This window comes from Streptomyces corallincola, assembly GCF_019104725.1.
GTDB classification, from domain to species: Bacteria; Actinomycetota; Actinomycetes; order Streptomycetales; family Streptomycetaceae; genus Streptomyces; species Streptomyces corallincola.
Genome location: NZ_JAHRXF010000016.1, coordinates 59,709 through 77,432 on the forward strand (window position 1 = coordinate 59,709; position 17,724 = coordinate 77,432).

The 17,724-nt window shown below is 73.6% G+C and carries 15 protein-coding genes; 5 read left to right on the top strand and 10 right to left on the bottom strand.

Translation table 11 applies throughout. The features are described 5' to 3' along the window. Nucleotides 1-52: 52 nt before the first annotated feature. From KUM39_RS13270 to KUM39_RS13285, 4 genes are all read right to left on the bottom strand, one after another. Complete coding sequence (locus KUM39_RS13270) at nucleotides 53-1,522, bottom strand: amino acid permease (RefSeq protein WP_217785789.1); 1,470 nt, start codon at nucleotides 1,520-1,522, stop codon at nucleotides 53-55. 355 nt (nucleotides 1,523-1,877) lie between these two features. Continuing rightward, nucleotides 1,878-4,061 carry a 3-hydroxyacyl-CoA dehydrogenase NAD-binding domain-containing protein gene (locus tag KUM39_RS13275; RefSeq protein ID WP_217785790.1) on the bottom strand — a complete coding sequence of 728 codons (2,184 nt, stop codon included), beginning with the start codon at nucleotides 4,059-4,061 and terminating at the stop codon, nucleotides 1,878-1,880. A 42-nt stretch (nucleotides 4,062-4,103) separates the two neighbouring features. Further along, the gene (locus KUM39_RS13280) at nucleotides 4,104-5,318 is read right to left on the bottom strand and encodes an acetyl-CoA C-acetyltransferase (RefSeq protein WP_217785791.1); all 1,215 of its coding nucleotides are present in this window, start codon (nucleotides 5,316-5,318) and stop codon (nucleotides 4,104-4,106) included. Further along, nucleotides 5,315-6,565: a CaiB/BaiF CoA transferase family protein gene (locus KUM39_RS13285; RefSeq protein ID WP_217785792.1), complete on the bottom strand. Its 1,251-nt coding sequence runs from the start codon at nucleotides 6,563-6,565 to the stop codon at nucleotides 5,315-5,317. The genes KUM39_RS13280 and KUM39_RS13285 overlap by 4 nt, the downstream gene beginning before the upstream one ends. A gap of 220 nt (nucleotides 6,566-6,785) precedes the next feature. Between KUM39_RS13285 and KUM39_RS13290 the strand changes: the two genes are divergently transcribed. Beyond that, complete coding sequence (locus tag KUM39_RS13290; RefSeq protein WP_217785793.1) at nucleotides 6,786-7,982, top strand: saccharopine dehydrogenase family protein; 1,197 nt, start codon at nucleotides 6,786-6,788, stop codon at nucleotides 7,980-7,982. Here the strand turns inward: KUM39_RS13290 and KUM39_RS13295 are convergent. From KUM39_RS13295 to KUM39_RS13305, 3 genes are all read right to left on the bottom strand, one after another. Next, on the bottom strand, nucleotides 7,936-8,670 hold the full coding sequence (locus tag KUM39_RS13295) for an endonuclease V (RefSeq protein ID WP_217785794.1): 735 nt from the start codon (nucleotides 8,668-8,670) through the stop codon (nucleotides 7,936-7,938). The genes KUM39_RS13290 and KUM39_RS13295 overlap by 47 nt on opposite strands. A gap of 68 nt (nucleotides 8,671-8,738) precedes the next feature. After that, nucleotides 8,739-9,071: a plasmid stabilization protein gene (locus KUM39_RS13300; RefSeq protein ID WP_217785795.1), complete on the bottom strand. Its 333-nt coding sequence runs from the start codon at nucleotides 9,069-9,071 to the stop codon at nucleotides 8,739-8,741. Nucleotides 9,072-9,138: 67 nt separating this feature from the next. Then, the gene (locus tag KUM39_RS13305; protein WP_308288113.1) at nucleotides 9,139-10,302 is read right to left on the bottom strand and encodes a WD40/YVTN/BNR-like repeat-containing protein; all 1,164 of its coding nucleotides are present in this window, start codon (nucleotides 10,300-10,302) and stop codon (nucleotides 9,139-9,141) included. Nucleotides 10,303-10,607: 305 nt separating this feature from the next. Between KUM39_RS13305 and ssgD the strand changes: the two genes are divergently transcribed. The 3 genes from ssgD (at nucleotide 10,608) to ddaH (ending at nucleotide 13,895) form a co-directional block, all read left to right on the top strand. Next, nucleotides 10,608-11,024, top strand: a complete 417-nt coding sequence (ssgD, locus tag KUM39_RS13310; RefSeq protein ID WP_217785796.1) for a spore wall synthesis regulator SsgD — start codon at nucleotides 10,608-10,610, stop codon at nucleotides 11,022-11,024. 287 nt (nucleotides 11,025-11,311) lie between these two features. Beyond that, nucleotides 11,312-12,970, top strand: a complete 1,659-nt coding sequence (locus KUM39_RS13315; protein ID WP_308288114.1) for an ABC-F family ATP-binding cassette domain-containing protein — start codon at nucleotides 11,312-11,314, stop codon at nucleotides 12,968-12,970. A gap of 148 nt (nucleotides 12,971-13,118) precedes the next feature. Next, nucleotides 13,119-13,895, top strand: a complete 777-nt coding sequence (gene ddaH, locus KUM39_RS13320; protein WP_217785797.1) for a dimethylargininase — start codon at nucleotides 13,119-13,121, stop codon at nucleotides 13,893-13,895. 33 nt (nucleotides 13,896-13,928) lie between these two features. Here the strand turns inward: ddaH and KUM39_RS13325 are convergent, their stop codons facing one another. From KUM39_RS13325 to ligD, 3 genes are all read right to left on the bottom strand, one after another. Beyond that, nucleotides 13,929-14,174, bottom strand: coding sequence for a WhiB family transcriptional regulator (locus tag KUM39_RS13325; RefSeq protein WP_217785798.1), 246 nt, complete (start codon nucleotides 14,172-14,174; stop codon nucleotides 13,929-13,931). A gap of 152 nt (nucleotides 14,175-14,326) precedes the next feature. Continuing rightward, complete coding sequence (locus KUM39_RS13330; RefSeq protein WP_217785799.1) at nucleotides 14,327-15,364, bottom strand: LacI family DNA-binding transcriptional regulator; 1,038 nt, start codon at nucleotides 15,362-15,364, stop codon at nucleotides 14,327-14,329. Between the two features lie 109 nt (nucleotides 15,365-15,473). Next, the gene (gene ligD, locus KUM39_RS13335; protein ID WP_217785800.1) at nucleotides 15,474-16,490 is read right to left on the bottom strand and encodes a non-homologous end-joining DNA ligase; all 1,017 of its coding nucleotides are present in this window, start codon (nucleotides 16,488-16,490) and stop codon (nucleotides 15,474-15,476) included. A 103-nt stretch (nucleotides 16,491-16,593) separates the two neighbouring features. On the opposite strand from ligD, the gene KUM39_RS13340 reads away from it, so the two are divergent. After that, a complete protein-coding gene (locus tag KUM39_RS13340) occupies nucleotides 16,594-17,658 on the top strand; it encodes an ATP-dependent DNA ligase (RefSeq protein WP_217785801.1) in 1,065 nt (354 codons plus the stop codon). The last annotated feature ends 66 nt before the right edge of the window (nucleotides 17,659-17,724 follow it).

Genomic DNA, 17,724 nt, shown 5'->3' on the forward strand with positions numbered 1-17,724 from the left:
CCCGGCTCCCGCGGCCGTTGGTGGCCCGGGAGCCGGGCGCCGGGCGCTCCGCCTAGCGGGGCAGGCCCTCGGGCCGCTGTTCCGCGTTCGCGGTGACCCGGCGGCGGACGCCGAACCAGCCCGCGACCAGCAGGACGGCGATGACGGGGATCAGCAGCAGGGTCTCGCGGCCGACCTGGGCGTCGTCCCACATCATGCCGAGGCAGGCGACCAGGAAGACGATGGTCACGATCTCGGTGACGGGGCTGAACGGCAGCCGGAAGCGGGGCCGGGTGACCTGCCCGGCGCGGGCGCGGCGGACGAAGACGAGGTGGCAGACCATGATGATGATCCAGGTGCTGACCACGCCGAGGGAGGCGACGTTCAGCACGATCTCGAACGCCTGGCTCGGCATGAGGTAGTTGAGCACCACGCCGATCACACAGACCGCGCAGGTCAGCAGGATGCCGCCGTAGGGGACCTGGCTGCGGTTCATCCGGGCGGTGAACTTCGGCGCGGAACCGGCGGACGCCATCGAGCGCAGGATGCGGCCCGTGGAGTACAGGCCCGAGTTCAGCGAGGACATGGCGGCGGTGAGCACCACGAGGTTCATCACGTCACCGGCGGCCGGGATACCGATCTTGGACAGCACGGTGACGAACGGGCTCTGGTCGGCGGAGTAGACGGAGCCGGGCAGCAGCAGCGCGAGCAGCACCACCGAGCCGACGTAGAACAGACCGACGCGCCACATGATCGAGTTGACGGCGCGCGGCACCACCTTGTGCGGCTCGGCGGTCTCACCGGCGGCGACGCCGACGAGTTCCAGCGCCGCGTAGGCGAAGATCACGCCCTGCATGACGAGGACGACGGGCAGCACTCCGTGGGGCAGGATGCCGCCGTGTTGGCTGATCACGCTCAGGCCGGGCGTGTGGCCGTCCACCTGGTGGTGGGTGGCCAGCAGGACGATGCCGATGATCATGAAGGCGACGAGGGTGGTGACCTTGACGATGGAGAACCAGAACTCCATCTCGCCGAAGATCTTCACGGAGATCAGGTTCACGGTGAGCACCACGGCGAGGGCGATCAGCGCCATCACCCACTGGGGCACCGAGGTGAACATGGACCAGTAGTGCGTGTAGAGCGCGATCGCGGTGATGTCCGCGATGCCGGTCGTGGACCAGTTGAGGAAGTACATCCAGCCCGCGACATAGGCGCCCTTCTCCCCGAGGAACTCGCGCGCGTACGACACGAACGAGCCCGAGGACGGGCGGTAGAGCACCAGCTCGCCCAGCGCCCGCACCACGAAGAAGGCGAAGACGCCGCAGACGAGGTAGGCGATGGCGAGCGCCGGTCCGGCGGTGTGCAGTCGGCCACCGGCGCCCAGGAAGAGTCCGGTGCCGATCGCGCCGCCGATGGCGATCATGTTGACGTGGCGGGCCTTGAGGTCCTTGCTGTAACCGGCGTCGCCCGCGTCCGCGGGTGCGGCCCGCTCCGCCCCCTGACGGACATCGGCCTGTGCCGGTTCCACGGCTTCCTTGTTCACGGGTGGCTCCACTCCCTGCTGCGCGCGGATCCGGGGCCCCGCGTTCGTACGGTTCGGCCCGCACCACCCGGTGTTCTCGCGGTACGGACCAAGCCAGCAGCTTCCCAGAGGAGCGCCGGATACACGGTGGTCCGCATCACACAGCGTGACTTCTCACACGATCCATGCCGTATACACACACCGTCTGCCTCGTAAAACCGTTCCGCACGGTCCGACGGGGAGGTCGCGGAGCGTGACGCCCGGAGAGCGGCCGTCGCGTCGGCGGGCACGCGCGGAAGCGGGCCCGGAGAGGGTTCGGCCTCTCCGGGCCCGCCAGGTTCCGGGCCGCCGCGTCGGCCCGGTCGGTGCTACGGCCTCACGCGCGGGGCGCCCCGCCGAACCGCTCGCCCTTCTCCGCCTTCTCCACCAGCAGCGCGGGCGGGGTGAACCGCTCGCCGTACGCCTCGGCCAGCTCCCGGGCGCGGGCCACGAAGCCGGGCAGGCCGCCCGCGTAGCCGTCGATGTACTGAAGGACACCGCCGGTCCAGCCGGGGAAGCCGATGCCGAGGATCGAGCCGATGTTGGCGTCCGGGACGGAGGTCAGCACGCCCTCCTCCAGCAGCCGTACGGTGTCCAGCGCCTCCGCGAACAGCATGCGCTCCTGCATGTCGCGGAACGGCAGGGTGCGGCCGGGGCGGGTGAAGTGCTCGCGCAGGCCCGGCCAGAGCGCCCCCCGCCTGCCGCTGTCGTCGTAGTCGTAGAACCCGGCGCCGCCGCTGCGGCCGGGGCGGCCGAACTCGTCCACCATGCGCTCGATGAGCGCGTCGGCGGGGTGCGGGGTCCAGGTGCCGCCCGCCTCCTCGACGGCCCGGCGGGACTCCGCGCGGATCTTCCGGGGCAGGGTCAGGGTCAGCTCGTCCACCAGGGAGAGCACCTTGGCCGGGTATCCGGCCTGGGCGGCGGCCTGCTCGACGGAGGCGGGCTCGACGCCCTCGGCGACCATCGCCACGCCCTCGTTGATGAAGTGGCCGATCACCCGGGAGGTGAAGAAGCCGCGCGAGTCGTTGACGACGATGGGCGTCTTGTTGATCTGCCGGACCAGGTCGAACGCGCGGGCCAGCGCCTCGTCGCCGGTGCGGTCGCCCTTGATGATCTCCACCAGCGGCATCTTGTCCACGGGCGAGAAGAAGTGCAGGCCGATGAAGTCGTCCTGCCGTGCCACGCCCTCCGCGAGCGCGGTGATGGGCAGCGTGGAGGTGTTGGAGCAGAGCAGCGCGTCGGGGGCGACGACGGACTCGATCTCCTGGAACACCTTGTGCTTGAGCGCGGTGTCCTCGAAGACGGCCTCGATCACCGCGTCGCAGCCCGCGAGGTCGCCCGTCTCGGCGGTCGGGGTGATCCGGGCGAGCAGCGCGTCGGCCTTCTCCTGGCTGGTGCGGCCCTTGGCGACGGCCTTGGCGCACAGCTTCTCCGAGTAGCCCTTGCCCCGGGCCGCCGCCTCGGCGGTGACGTCCTTGAGGACGACGTCGATCCCGGCGCGGGCGCAGGAGTAGGCGATGCCCGCGCCCATCATCCCGGCGCCGAGGACGGCCACCTTGCGGACCGGGCGGGGTTCGACTCCCCGGGGGCGGCTGGCACCGGAATTGACGGCCTGGAGGTCGAAGAAGAACGCCTGGATCATGTTCTTGGCGGTCTGCCCGGCGGCCAGCTCCACGAAGTAGCGGGCCTCGATGACCTGCGCGGTCTCGAAGTCCACCTGGGCGCCCTCGACGGCGGCGGCGAGGATACGCGCCGGGGCCGGGTAGGGGGCGCCGCCGGTCTGCTTGCGCAGGGTGGCCGGGAACGCGGGCAGGTTGGCGGCGAACCTGGGGTTGGCCGGGGTGCCGCCGGGGATGCGGTGGCCGGGCACGTCCCAGGGCTGCGCGGAGTCGGGGTGGGTGTCGATGAACGCCCGCGCCTTGGCGAGGAGTTCCTCGGGGGTGGCGGCCACCTCGTGGACCAGGCCGTTCTCCTGGGCGCGGCGCGCGTTGTACTGGGTGCCCTGGAGCAGCACCTTCAGCAGCGCGTCGGTGATGCCGAGCAGCCGTACGGTGCGGGCGACACCGCCGCCGCCGGGCAGCAGGCCGAGGGTGACCTCGGGGCAGCCGATCCTGGTGCCGGGGGTGTCGAGGGCGATCCGGTGGTGGCAGGCGAGGGCGAGTTCGAAACCGCCGCCGAGGGCCGCGCCGTTGATCGCGGCGACGACCGGCCTGCCGAGGGTCTCGATGCGGCGCAGGTCACGCTTGAGGGCCAGCCCGCCGTCGAACAGTTCCTGGGCGGTCTCCGGGGTGACCTTGATCAGGTCGCGCAGGTCGCCGCCCGCGAAAAAGGTCTTCTTGGCGGAGGTGACGATGACGCCCCGCACGGAGTCCTTCTCGGCCTCCAGCCGGTCGGCGGTGGCGGCGAGCGAGGCGCGGAACGCCGCGTTCATGGTGTTGGCGGACTGGTCGGGGTCGTCCAGGACGAGGGTGACGATCCCGGTGTCGTCCTGCTCCCAGCGGATGGTGGTGCTCTCGGTCATGACAGCCGTCTTTCGTGAGGTCTCGGGGTGCCGCGGGGAGGGTCAGACGCGCTCGACGACGGTGGCGATGCCCATGCCGCCGCCGACGCACAGGGTGGCCAGGCCGTACCGCTTGTCCTGCCGCTCCAGCTCGTCCACCAGGGTGCCCAGGATGATCGCGCCGGTGGCGCCGAGCGGGTGGCCGAGCGCGATGGCACCGCCGTTGACGTTGACCTTGTCCAGGCTCAGGCCCATGTCCTTGACGAAGCGGAGCACGACGGCGGCGAACGCCTCGTTGATCTCGACCAGGTCGATGTCGTCGATGGTCAGCCCCGCCTTGGCGAGCGCCTTGCGGCTGGCGGGGGCGGGACCGGTGAGCATGATGGTCGGCTCGCTGCCGGAGACGGCCGCCGAGACGATCCGGGCGCGGGGGGTGAGGCCGTGGCGCTCCCCGACCTCGCGGGAGCCGATGGCGACGAGCGAGGCGCCGTCCACGATGCCGGAGGAGTTGCCCGCGTGGTGGACGTGGTCGATCTTCTCCACCCAGTGGTACTTCTGCAGCGCGACCGCGTCGAAGCCGCCCAGCTCGCCGATGTCCGCGAACGACGGCTTCAGCCGGGCGAGGGAGTCGGCGGTGGTGCCGGGGCGCAGGTGCTCGTCGTGGTCGAGGACGGTCAGTCCGGCGCGGTCCCTCACCGGGACCACGGAACGGTCGAAGCGGCCTTCCTTCCAGGCGGTCGCGGCCCGCTCCTGGGACAGCGCCGCGTACTCGTCCACGTCCCGGCGGGAGAAGCCCTCGATGGTGGCGATCAGGTCGGCGCCGATGCCCTGCGGTACGAAGTTCACCGCGAGGTTGGTCATCGGGTCGTTGAACCAGGCGCCGCCGTCGGACGCCATCGGCACCCGTGACATCGACTCCACGCCGCCCGCGAGGACCAGATCCTCCCAGCCCGAACGGACCTTCGCCGCCGCCATGTTGACGGCTTCGAGACCCGAGGCGCAGAAGCGGTTCTCCTGCACACCGGCGACCGTGTCGGGCAGTCCGGCGGCGACGGCCGCGATCCGCGCGATGTCGGAGCCCTGGTCGCCGACCGGGCCGACGACGCCGAGCACGATGTCGTCCACGGCGGCCGGGTCGAGGTCGGGGAAGCGGTCACGGATCTCGTGGATCAGGCCGACGACGAGGTCCACGGGCTTGGTGCCGTGCAGGGCACCGTTCGCCTTGCCGCGTCCGCGCGGGGTGCGGATCGCGTCGTACACGTACGCTTCGGTGGTCACTGTGTGCCTTTCGGGGTGGTTCGCGGGTGCGCGGAGGCGGATGGGGTCGGGGGTGCGGGGAGCAGGGCGGGTACGTCCCAGTCGCGGGCGACCTCCCCGGTGTGCGCGCCGGGCAGCGCGGGGCCGGTACGGACGGCGGTCGGGGTGGCAGAGAAGCGCGGGGCGGGGGCGGGCTGGGTGAGACCGGCGTGCTCGGTGAAGGTGGCACGGGCGGCCAGTTGCGGGTGGTCCGGGGCCTCGCGCAGCGTGAGCACAGGGGCGACACAGGCGTCCGAGCCGTCGAAGCGGGCCGTCCACTCCGCGCGGGTACGGGACTTGAAGCGGGCGGCGACCCGGTCGCGCAGGTCGTCCCAGCGGGCCGGGTCGGCGTGCGCGGACTCCAGGCCGTCCAGCTCCAGCAGACGCAGGAACTCGGCGTAGAAGGCGGGTTCGAGCGCGCCCACCGCCATGTGCCGACCGTCGGCCGTCTCGTACGTGCCGTAGTAGGGGCAGCCGCCGTCCAGCAGGTTGGCGCCGCGCCGGTCCTGCCAGGCACCGGCGGCGAGCATGCCGTGGATCATCGACGTGAGATGCGCGGTGCCGTCCACCACGGCCGCGTCCACCACCTGGCCGGTGCCGGTGGCGCGGGCGTGGTGCAGGGCGGCGAGCACGCCGACGACGAGGTAGAGGGAGCCGCCCGCGTAGTCCCCGAGCAGGTTGGCGGGGACGGCGGGCGGGCGGCCGGGGTCACCGATCATGCCGAGCGCGCCGGTGACGGCGATGTACGACACGTCGTGCCCGGCGCGCGGGGCGAGCGGGCCGTCCTGCCCCCAGCCGGTCATCCTGCCGTACACCAGACGGGGGTTGCGGGCGTGGCAGGCGCCGGGGCCGACGCCGAGCCGTTCCGCGACGCCCGGCCGGAACCCCTCGATCAGCACGTCGGCCCGCGCGGCGAGGTCCAGCACCCGGGCGGGGCCGTCGGGGGCCTTGAGGTCCAGGACCACGGAGCGCTTGTTCCGGTTGGTCACGTCACGGGCTGGGTCGATGCCGAGCCCCGGCCCGCCCGGCCGCTCCACCCGCACCACGTCGGCCCCGAGATCCCCGAGCAGCATGGCGGCGAAGGGGCCGGGGCCGATACCGGCGAGTTCCAGGACGCGGACTCCGGCGAGGGGGCCGGGGGAAGCGGGCGCCGCATGGGACGGCCCGGAGGCGCCGGGGGTGGGGTCGGGCACGCTCGTGGTGCCGGTCGGCGTCCCTGCCGTCGTCATGATGCCGTCTCCCGCCGCGCTGTCGTCCGGCCCCGTCGCTGTCCCACCCGTGATGCTAGGAACCCGCCCCACCGGGCACAAGGGGTGAACGAGCGAGCGCTTAGTCACCCCGCACGGTACCGGGCACCGCGCCGGACGCGCGTACCCGCGCGGTGCCGGGCGGAACGTACGGTGTGACGCGCGCGGGTGCCGTGCGTACGGCGCGAGACGGAGGGGTGCCATGAGCAGGCCGAACCGGACGGACCGGCCGTACGACATCGTGCTGTTCGGCGCGACCGGCTTCGCGGGCGGTCTCACCGCCCGCTACCTGGCCGCGCACGCGCCCGAGGGGCTGCGCTGGGCGATCGCCGGGCGCGATCCGGGACGGCTGGACCGGCTCCGCGCGGAACTGCCGGGCGGTTCGGCCGTGGGGGTGGTGCGGGCGGACGTGGCCGACCCGGCGTCCCTGCGCGCGCTGGCCGAGGCGGCGCGTGTGGTCGCCACGACGGTCGGCCCGTACCTCGAGCACGGCGCCGAACTGGTCGCGGCCTGCGCCGACAGCGGCACGGACTACGTGGACCTGACCGGTGAGCCGGAGTTCGTGGACCTGATGTACGTCCGTCACGACGCACGCGCCCGCGAGACCGGCGCCCGCCTGGTGCACTCCTGCGGCTTCGACTCCGTACCCCATGACCTGGGCGCGTTCTTCACCGTGCGGCGACTGCCGGAGGGGGTGCCGCTGACCGTGGACGGGTTCGTGACGGCGGACGCGGCGTTCTCCGGCGGGACGCTCGCCTCGGCGCTGAACCAGTTCGCGCGCGGGCGGCGGATGCGGGCGGCGGCCCGCGACCGCGCCCGGCACGAGCCCCGGCCGCACGGCCGCCGGGCCACCGCCCCGCCGGGCGTCCCCCGGTACGCGGCGGAGGTCGGCGCGTGGGCCCTGCCGCTGCCCACCATCGACCCTCGGGTCGTCCTCCGCTCGGCCCGTGCCCTGGACCGCTACGGCCCCGACTTCCGCTACCGGCACTACGCGGCCGTACGGCGCCTGCCGATGGCGGCGGGCGGGGTCGCGGCGGTCGGCGCGCTCGCCGTGACCGCCCAACTCCCGCCCGTCCGGAGCTGGTTGTCCGCCCGACTCGCCCCCGGCACCGGCCCCTCCCCCGAACGCCGGGCCCGGAGCTGGTTCCGGGTGCGTTTCGTCGGGGAGGGCGGCGGGCGCCGTGTCCTCACCGAGGTCTCGGGCGGCGACCCCGGCTACGACGAGACGGCGAAGATCCTCGCCGAGTCGGCCCTCTGCCTGGCCCTGGACGACCTGCCCCCGACGGCGGGCCAGGTCACCCCGGCGGTGGCGATGGGAGTGGAGCTGACCGAGCGCCTGCGGGCGGCCGGGATCAGGTTCCGGGTGGTGGCGGAACGGTCCGCCGGGGACCGTCCGTGAGCGTGGCCGCCTCCCGCAGCACGCGTCGGCACAGGGCGTCCGCCCGGCGGGTGGTCTCGGGGAGCCGGTGGGCGGGCGTGAGTGCCAGGGTGTGGGCCACGGCGTTGCCGAGGCTCACCCGGTGCCCCACGGACACGAACACCGGTTTCACCCCGGCCCGCGTCCGCACGGCCCGCCCGACCTCCTCGCCCTCCGCGAGCAGCGGCGCGGTGGCGCCCCGCCCGGCGCCCGGTTCCTCATGGCGGAACGCGAACGGGTTCTTGCCCACCCCGATGGTCGGCAGCCCCGTCAGCACCCCGAAATGACTGGCCAGCCCGAACCGGCGCGGATGCGCGACCCCGTACCCGTCGCAGACGACCAGCCCCGGCGGCTCGGGCAGCGCCTCCAGCGCGGCCAGCACGGCGGGGATCTCCCGGAACGCCAGCAGCCCCGGCACATAGGGGAAGGCCACCCGCCCGACGGCGGTGCCCTCGGCGACGACCTCCAGCGTCTCGGCGTCCAGCACCACGGCGGCGGCGGCCACGAGATCGGCTGCGTCGTCGTAGGCGACATCCACCCCGGCCACCGTCCCGAACCCCGGCTCGGGCCCCACCTCCCCCAGCACCAGCCGCCCCCGCAGAGCGTTCTGCACCGCGCGTGCTTCCTCCACCGTGGCGGGGGTGTCGGGCGGGGTGAGGGGGAAGGTCATGGGGCGACTGTACGGGGGGGGTGAGCGCGTCGGCCGAGGGGCGCCGGGGTGATCCGTGGCCCCGCCGGTCAGCCCTTCCTCTCGTCCAGCGCTCGTCGGAGCTGGGCCTTGTTCATGCCGGAGCGGCCGGGGATGCCGCGCTGCCTGGCCTCGTTGTAGAGCTGGTCGTAGGTGGGGCCCCGGGCGCCGGAGTGGGAGCGGTGGCCGCCGCGCTCGCCGGAGGACATGTCCTGGAGCGAGGAGCGGCTCGCCGTCTTCGACTCGCCCGCGCGGGCGCGTTCCTTGTTGACGGTGCGGGCCGCGATCTCCTCGGCGCGGCCGGTGCTCTCACCCCGGTCCCGGGCGCTCTGCTTGATGTGCTCGTACTGGCGTTCCCGCTTGGGGCTGGAACCGGCGGGCATGGTGGGCTCCCTTCCGCGGTGGGCGGCCGACGCGGGCACGGGTACCCCGCCCGCGCCGACCGGCACCTCAGCGTTCGAGCCGGGCGACCCGCCCCTTCTCCCCCGCCGCCCAGCACCCGAGGTCGGGCGTGCAGGACACCGTGTCGTACGACCCGGTGTCCACCGTGCGCCAGCTGCGGCCCCCGTCGGCCGTCACATCCGTACCGGTGGGGCCGACCGCGAGGGCGGTGGTGCGGCTGTACGGCAGCCAGGCCGCGCCGGAGCGGTAGGCGGGCGGCGGCACGGCGGCCGGGCGCCAGCTCCGGCCGCCGTCGGAGGTGACGGCGGCGGCGTGCGGGGACGCCTGGTCGGGGCGGTAGTCGCCGCCGACGGCGAGCCCGTGCTCGCGGTCGCGGAAGGCGAGCGCGAAGACGCCCCTGGCCGGATCGCCCGCCGGGACCGGGGTGTCGGTGGCGCGCCAGGTCAGGCCCCGGTCGGCGGAGTGCAGCACCCGGGCGCGGGCGCCGCCGCCGGTGGCGATCCAGGCGTCCCGGCCGCCGGAGGTGACCAGGCACTGGCCGCTCGCGGCGAACGCCGCCTCGCCGTCGAGGGCGGGCGGCATCCCGGCGGAGGGCAGCACCCGCCAGGACCGGCCGCCGTCAGCAGTGGACAGCACCCGGAACCTCCCGTCCACCGGGTCGCCCACAGCGAGGCCGTGCCGACTGTCGAAGAAGGCGAGGCAGTCGTAGAACGCCTTGGGGTCGGCGTTGCGGAACGACTCCTTCCAGGTCGCCCCGCCGTCCTCGGTGCGGTAGACGCGGGAGGCGTCCCCCTCACCGATGGCGAGCACCACGGCCCGGCGCCCGTCGAACGCCTCCACGTCCCGGAACTCCAGCGCGCCCGCGCCGGGCGGGGAGACGTTCCCCCAGTGGGCGCCGCCGTCGGTCGTCCGCAGCACGGTCCCGCCGGTCCCGGCCAGCCACGCGGTGTTCCGGGAGACGGCGGCGAGGCCGCGGAAACGGGTGGTGGGGGTGCCGGTGTCCTTGAGCGCCCAGTGCACACCGGAGGACCGGTTGGCGGTGGTGGCGGACCAGTCCACGGCGGCGGACCGGGACGCGGTGGCGGCCGTTCGGGACGCGGTGGTGGCGGTCGGCGTGCCCGCCGTGGCAGCCGTCCCCGTAGCGGCCGGGCCCGCCTCGGCCGCCGGTACGGCCAGCGCGATCAGTGCCGCCCCGCCCATGATCCCGGCCACGGCCGTACGCCCCCTCCGTCGCGTCCACCCCTGAAGGCCCCTGCGCCCCGTACGCCTCTGAAGACCCACGAGCCCCGCCCGCCTCGTACTCCCCGCACCCCTCATACGCCTCATGCCCCGCGAAGCTAGTCCACCGCCCCGGAGGCGTCCAGAGGGCGTCAGCGGCGATCCCTCGCCCCAAAGCATGAACTCGGTGACCGAGGTCACCCGTTCTCCAGATGCACGCGGAAGTCGATTCGCACGTCTCTACCCGTGCCAGGTCCCACCACCCGCAGGTCGTTCAGCCGTAACGAGGGAGCAAGGCGTTGTCCACCGTCATTGAGCAGCCCGTCGAGGCCCGCCTCGTCTCCGCAGCACCCCGCATGCAGTCCATCCCGGCCACGCTCCGCTACGACGAGGCCGACCCGTTCGCCGTGCGCATGGCGTTCCCCGCCCCGGCCACGCTGGAGGGCGTGGACGTGTGCTGGACGTTCTCCCGCGAACTGCTCGCCGCCGGGCTGCGCGGCGCGGAGGGCAACGGCGACGTCCGGGTCCGCCCCTACGGGTACGACCGCACGGTGCTGGAGTTCCACGCGCCCGAGGGCACGGCGGTCGTACACGTACGGTCCGGGGAGATCCGGGCGTTTCTGGACGCCACCGGCGACCTCGTCCCGGTCGGCCTGGAGCACCTGCACTTCGACCTCGACCACGACCTGGACGAGCTGATGCGCGACACCTGCTGACCCGGCCCGCCGACAAATCCCGTTGCCCCGTTCCCCGCCCTCTCCTACCGTGGACGACGTCCTGTTGTCGTCGAGGGGAGAGGGACGTTGCTCGTCTGAGGTTGCGAGACACCGCGTTCACACCGGGCCCCGGTGTGTCCCGTGGCGTACGACCTCGGCGTGCGAGCCGTCCTCCGGCACAGGTGTTCCGGCCATTCCCGGACATCCCCGCCCCCGCGCCCCGGTTCCGCCTCGCGGTGTTTCGACACGCACTCGAACCCGACCGCACCGGCAACCGCGAGGTAATCGTGTCAATCCACCCCCGTACCCCCGGCTTCTCCGCGCCCGGCTCCCTGGCCTGTGCCGCCCTCTCCTTCACCTGGCCCGACGGCACCCCCGTCCTGGACGGCCTCGACCTCTCCTTCGGCCCCGGACGCACCGGCCTCGTCGGCGTCAACGGGTCGGGCAAATCAACCCTGTTGAAGCTGCTGGCGGGCGAACTCACTCCCACCGGCGGCGGTGTCCGCGCCACCGGCGACATCGGACACCTGCCGCAGAACGTCACCCTGGACACCGCACTCCGCGTGGACGAGGCACTCGGCATCGCCGGGCGCCGGGCCGCGCTGCGCGCCATCGAGTCCGGGGACACCTCCGAGGTCCACTTCGACACCGTCGGCGACGACTGGGACGTGGAGGAACGCGCCCTGGCCACCCTCGGGCGGCTCGGCCTCGCCCACCTGGGCCTGGACCGCCGGGCCGGTGAGGTCTCCGGCGGCGAGGCGGTGCTGCTGCGGCTGGCCGCGCTCCTGCTGCGCCGCCCCGACGTGCTACTGCTGGACGAACCGACCAACAACCTGGATCTGCACGCCCGTCGGCGTCTGCACGCGGCCGTCGCCGCCTGGCCCGGCGTGCTGGTGGTGGTCAGCCACGACCGCGCGCTCCTCGACCTCGTGGACCGGATCGCGGACCTGCGCGACGGCCATGTGGTCTGGTACGGCGGCAACTTCACCGCCTACCAGGAGGCGCTGGAGACCGAACAGGAGGCGGCGGAACGCACCGTGCGGGCCGCCGAGGCGGACGTACGCCGGCAGAAGCGCGAACTGGCCGAAGCCCGGATGAAGCTGGCCCGCCGCAAGCGGTACGGGGAGAAGATGGCGGAGTCCAAGCGCGAACCGAAGATCGTGATGGGGAACCGCAAGCGCTCCGCGCAGGAGTCGGCGGGCAGGCACCGCATCCTGCACGAGGACCGGCTCGCGGAGGCCAGGGAGCGGCTGGACGAGGCGGTGGACGCCGTCCACGACGACGACGAGATCCGCGTCGAGCTGCCGTACACGGCCGTACCCGCCGGGCGCCGGGTGCTCACCCTCGACGCCCCGCGCACGGCGTACGGGGCACGGGTGGACGGCGTACTGGAGCTGCGCGGTCCGGAGCGCGTCGCGCTGGTCGGGCGCAACGGGACCGGGAAGACGACGCTGTTGCGGACGATCGCGGGTGAACTGCCGCCGGTGGAAGGGGAGTCGGTGGTCCATGTGCCGCTGCGTTTCCTGCCGCAGCGGCTCGATGTGCTGGACGACGCGCTGACGGTCGCGGAGAACGTGGCCCGCTTCGCGCCGGACGCGAGCGTCAACCGGGTCCGGGCGCGGCTGGCCCGCTTCCTGTTCCGGGGCGCGCGGGCCGACCGGCCGGCCGGGACGCTCTCCGGCGGCGAACGCTTCCGCGCCGCGCTGGCCGCGCTGATGCTGGCCGAGCCCGCACCCCAGTTGCTGCTGCTGGACGAGCCGACCAACAGCCTGGACCTGGCGAGCGTACGGCAGCTGACCTCGGCCCTCGCGGGGTACGAGGGCGCGCTCCTCGTGGCCAGTCACGACCTGCCGTTCCTGGAGTCGCTCGGCATCACCCGGTGGCTGCTGATCGAGGACGGGGTGCTGCGGGAGATCACGCGGGAGGAGGCCGTCGGGGCGCCGTGAGCCGGGTCTCGGCCGGGACACGGCCCGGCAACGACCGGTGACGTGGGGTTTTGTCCGCGCGGGGGCGCCCTGCATGATGGCGGACCGGCGCCCGCGCGTGGGCGCCGGTCCGCCGCACCGGTCCGCGCAACCGAAGGGAAGGCCGCCCGTGCCCAGCAAGAAGGCCCTCGTCCGCCGCCCCGGCCCGCGACTCGCCGAGGGCCTGGTGACGCACCGCGAACGGGAGAAGGTGGACGTCGGACTCGCCGTCGAGCAGTGGGAGGCGTACACCGGGGCGCTGCGGGCGGACGGCTGGGAGACGGTCGAGGTGGCCCCGGCGGACGACTGCCCGGACGCGGTGTTCGTGGAGGACACCGTCGTGATGTTCCGGAACGTGGCGCTGATCGCCCGGCCGGGCGCGGAGTCCCGGCGGGCGGAGACGGCCGCCGTGGAGGAGGCCGTCGCCGGGCTCGGCTGCTCGGTGAACTGGATCTGGGACCCTGGCACCCTGGAGGGCGGCGACGTGCTGCGGGTCGGGGACACCGTGTACGTCGGCAGGGGCGGGCGCACCAACGCGGCCGGAATCCAGCAACTCCGGGCAGCCTTCGAGCCGTTGGGGGCACGGGTGGTGGCCGTCCCGGTGCACAGGGTGCTGCACTTGAAGTCGGCGGTGACCGCGCTGCCCGACGGCACCGCGCTCGGGCACATCCCGATGATGGACCGGCCCTCGCTGTTCCCCGGATTCCTCGCGGTGCCGGAGGAGTCCGGGGCGCACGTGGTGCGGCTCGGCGGGCACCGGCTGCTGATGGCGGCGAGCGCCCCGCGCACGGCGGAACTGCTCACCGACCTGGGCCACGACGTGGTGACGGTGGACATCGGGGAGTTCGAGAAACTGGAGGGGTGCGTGACGTGCCTGTCGGTCCGGATGCGCGAACTGTACGCATGACGCGTCGCCGGAAAGAGCCGACCTGACGATCCGTCAGGCGTTGGCGCGGCGCAGTGCCAGGCGTTCCTTCTCGGACAGGCCGCCCCACACCCCGAAGCGTTCGTCGTTGCGCAGGGCGTAGTCCAGGCAGGCGGGCCGGAGTTCGCACATGCCGCAGATGCGCTTGGCCTCGCGCACCGAGCTGCCGGGTTCCGGGAAGAAGAAGTCGGCTCCGGTCTGCGCGCACAGGGCCTGTGTCTGCCAGGTGGGGTCCGCCGGGGCGATCGTGTCGATGTGCATGGCAGGAGCCTGCCGTGCGGCGCGAAACGTTCGATCAACGCCGGGTCAACGCGCGCTCGGCGTCAACTGGGCGCGCCCAGGACCTGTTGATTACGCGCCGCGCGGAACGCGGGCAGGCGGAGGCGCGGCGGGTCAGGCGGAGGCGCGGCGGATCAGGCGGAGGCGCGGCGGATCAGGGTGGTCGGCAGGATCACCCCGGCCGGGGATTCTGCGGCCGGGCCGTCGGCGCGGGCGCGGCCGGTGCCGCCGAGCAGCAGCCGGACCATCAGCCTGCCCATCTCCTCTATGTCTTGGCGGACCGTCGTGAGCGGCGGCCGGGCCTCCTCAGCGACGGGCAGCACGTCGTCGAAGCCGATCACCGCCACGTCCTCGGGCACCCGGCGTCCCTGTTCGCGCAGGACGCGCAGCGCGCCGAGCGCGGAGAGGTCGTTGGCGGCGAACACGGCGTCCACGTCGGGGTGGCGGGCGAGGAGTTCACGCATCGCGCGTTCGCCCCCGGCGGAGGTGAAGTCGCTCTCCGCGACGAGTTCCGCCGCGCCGCCTCCGACGACGTCCCGGTAGCCGTCGAGCCGGTCCACGGCGGAGGTCTGGTCGAGGGCGCCGGTGATGTGCGCGATCCGGGTCCGGCCGAGGGCGACGAGATGGCGTACGGCCTCGCGGGCGCCGCCCCGGTTGTCGCTGTCCACGTAGAGCGGGCCGGGGGTGCCGTCGCTCCAGTCGGGACGGCCGCCGAAGACGGTCGGTACCCCGGCGCTGCGGATCAGGGCGGGCAGCGGGTCGTCCAGGTGCAGGGAGAAGACGAGCGCGCCGTCCACGTGTCCCCCGGCGAGATAGCGGGCGACGCGGGCGTGGTCGGCGCGGCCCTCGGTGAGCATCAGCACGAGTTGGTTGTCGTGCGCGGTCAACTCCTTGCTGATGCCGCGCAGTTGGAGGGCGAAGAAGGGGTCGGTGAAGACCCTGGCCTCCGGTTCCGCGATGACGACGGCGACGGCGTCGTGCCGTTTGGTGACCAGGCTGCGGGCGGCCTGGTTGGGGACGTAGCCGAGTTCCTCGACCGCCCGCCGGACCCGCTCGACCAGCGGTTCCCTGACCCCGTCCCCGCCGTTGACGACGCGGGACACGGTGGCGCGGGAGACCCCCGCCCGCGCGGCCACGGCCTCCAGCGTGGGGCGCGACACTGCCTCGGTCACTTCCGGAACTCCTCCCAGGTCCCGACAACGCGGCGAGCCTGGGTGCCAGACGCCGCCGGGCGAGACTTCGCGGACACGGCCTGCGCCGCCGACGGCCCAGGATAACCAGTCACGCCTGCTCGTGCCGGGCCCGGCTCGGCTGGACGCGCTTGGGCTCGCCCGGCATCTTCGGGTACTCCGGCGGATACGGCAGGTCACCGAGCCCGTGATCGTGCTCGTCCCGGCGGGCCAGTTCGAGGAGGGCGTCCAGGGAGTAGGCGTGGTCGTCCATGTCGGCGTGCACGTCCCCGAGTTCGGCGAACCGGGCGGGCATGGTGACGAGGTCGAAGTCGCGCGGGTGGGCGGTGCCGACCTCCTCCCAGCGCAGCGGTGCGGAGACCGGGGCGTGCGGGCGGGGGCGTACGGAGTAGGCGGAGGCGATGGTGCGGTCGCGGGCGGTCTGGTTGTAGTCCACGAAGATCCGCTCCCCGCGTTCCTCCTTCCACCACTTGATGGTGACCAGCTCCGGCATCCGGCGTTCCAGTTCGCGGCCGACCGCGATGGCGGCGCGGCGCACCTGGGTGAAGGTCCAGCGGGGTTCGATGGGCACGAAGACGTGCAGTCCGCGTCCGCCGGAGGTCTTCGGCCAGCCGCGCAGGCCGCCGAACTCGTGCAGTACGGCGCGGAGTTCGTGTGCGGCGCGGACGGCGTCGTCGAAGTCGGTGCCGGGCTGCGGGTCGAGGTCGAGGCGGAGTTCGTCGGGGTGGTCCACATCGGCGCGGCGCACCGGCCAGGGGTGGAAGGTGAGGGTGCCGTACTGCGCGGCCCACACCACGGCGGCCTGTTCGGTGGGGCACATCTCGTCGGCGCTGCGTCCGCTGGGGAAGGTGATGTGCGCGGTGGGAATCCAGTCGGGCATGCCCTTGGGGGCGCGTTTCTGGTAGAACCACTCGCCGCCGACGCCGTCCGGGTAGCGCTCCAAGGTGGTGGGGCGGTCGCGCAGGGCGCGCAGGATGCCGGGGGCGACGGCCGCGTAGTAGCGGGCCAGGTCCAGCTTGGTGTAGCCGCTCTCCGGGAAGAACAGCTTGGCCGGGCTGGACAGCCGTACGGTCCGCCCGGCGACCTCCAGTTCCACCGCTTCAGCCATGCGGCCACCGTAGGCGCCCCTCCGGCGGGCCGCATACCGGGCGACAGCCGAATGAACCACGCACACCGGGCACACCGGGGCGGTGGCGCGCAGAATCGGTCGCATGGACCTGCCGGTGATGCCGCCCGTGAAACCCATGCTCGCCAAGTCGGTCGCGGCGATCCCGCCCGGCATGCACTACGAGGCGAAGTGGGACGGATTCCGGGCGATCGTGTTCCGCGACGGCGACGAGGTCGAGCTGGGCAGCCGTACGGGCAAGCCGCTGACCCGGTACTTCCCCGAGCTGGTCGCGGCGCTCAGGGAGCGGGTGCCCGAGCGGTGCGTGCTGGACGGGGAGGTCGTGATCGCGCGGGACGGGCGGCTGGACTTCGACGCGCTGACCGAGCGCATCCACCCGGCCGACTCGCGGGTGCGGACCCTTGCGGAGCGGACCCCCGCGTCCTTCGTCGCCTTCGACCTGCTGGCCCTCGCCGACCAGGCCCTGCTGGACGTGCCCCTCACCGACCGGCGCGCGCTGCTGGAACGCGCCCTCGCCGGGGCGGACGCGCCGGTGCATCTCGCTCCCGCGACCACCGACGTGGAGGTGGCGCGCGGCTGGTTCGAGCAGTACGAGGGTGCCGGTCTGGACGGGATCGTCGCCAAGCCGCTCACCCTGGCCTACCGGCCGGACGAACGGGCCATGTTCAAGATCAAGCACGAGCGGACGGCGGACGTGGTGGTGGCCGGGTACCGCTTCCACAAGAGCGGTCCCGTGGTGGGTTCGCTGCTGCTCGGGCTGTACGACGAGCGGGGGCGGCTTCAGCACGTGGGTGTCTCGGCGGCCTTCCCGATGAAACGGCGCGCGGAACTGGTCGAGGAGCTGGAGCCGCTGCGGATGGCCGACGTCTCCGGGCACCCCTGGGCCGCGTGGGGCGAGGCGGCCGCCCACGAGTCCGCCCGGCTGCCGGGGGCGCCCAGCCGCTGGTCCGGCAAGAAGGATCTCTCCTGGGTGCCGGTCCGTCCCGAACGCGTCGCGGAAGTCGCCTACGACCACATGGAGAACGGCGCCCGCTTCCGCCACACCGCCCGCTTCCGCCGCTGGCGGGCCGACCGTACGGCCTCCAGCTGCACGTACGCGCAGCTGGAGGAGCCCGTGCGGTACGACCTCGCGGAGATCCTGGGCCCGTAGGGGGTTCCCCCTGCGGGACGCGTCCGGGCCTTCGCCTCCGGGCGCGGGAGTGCGGCCGGACCGTGG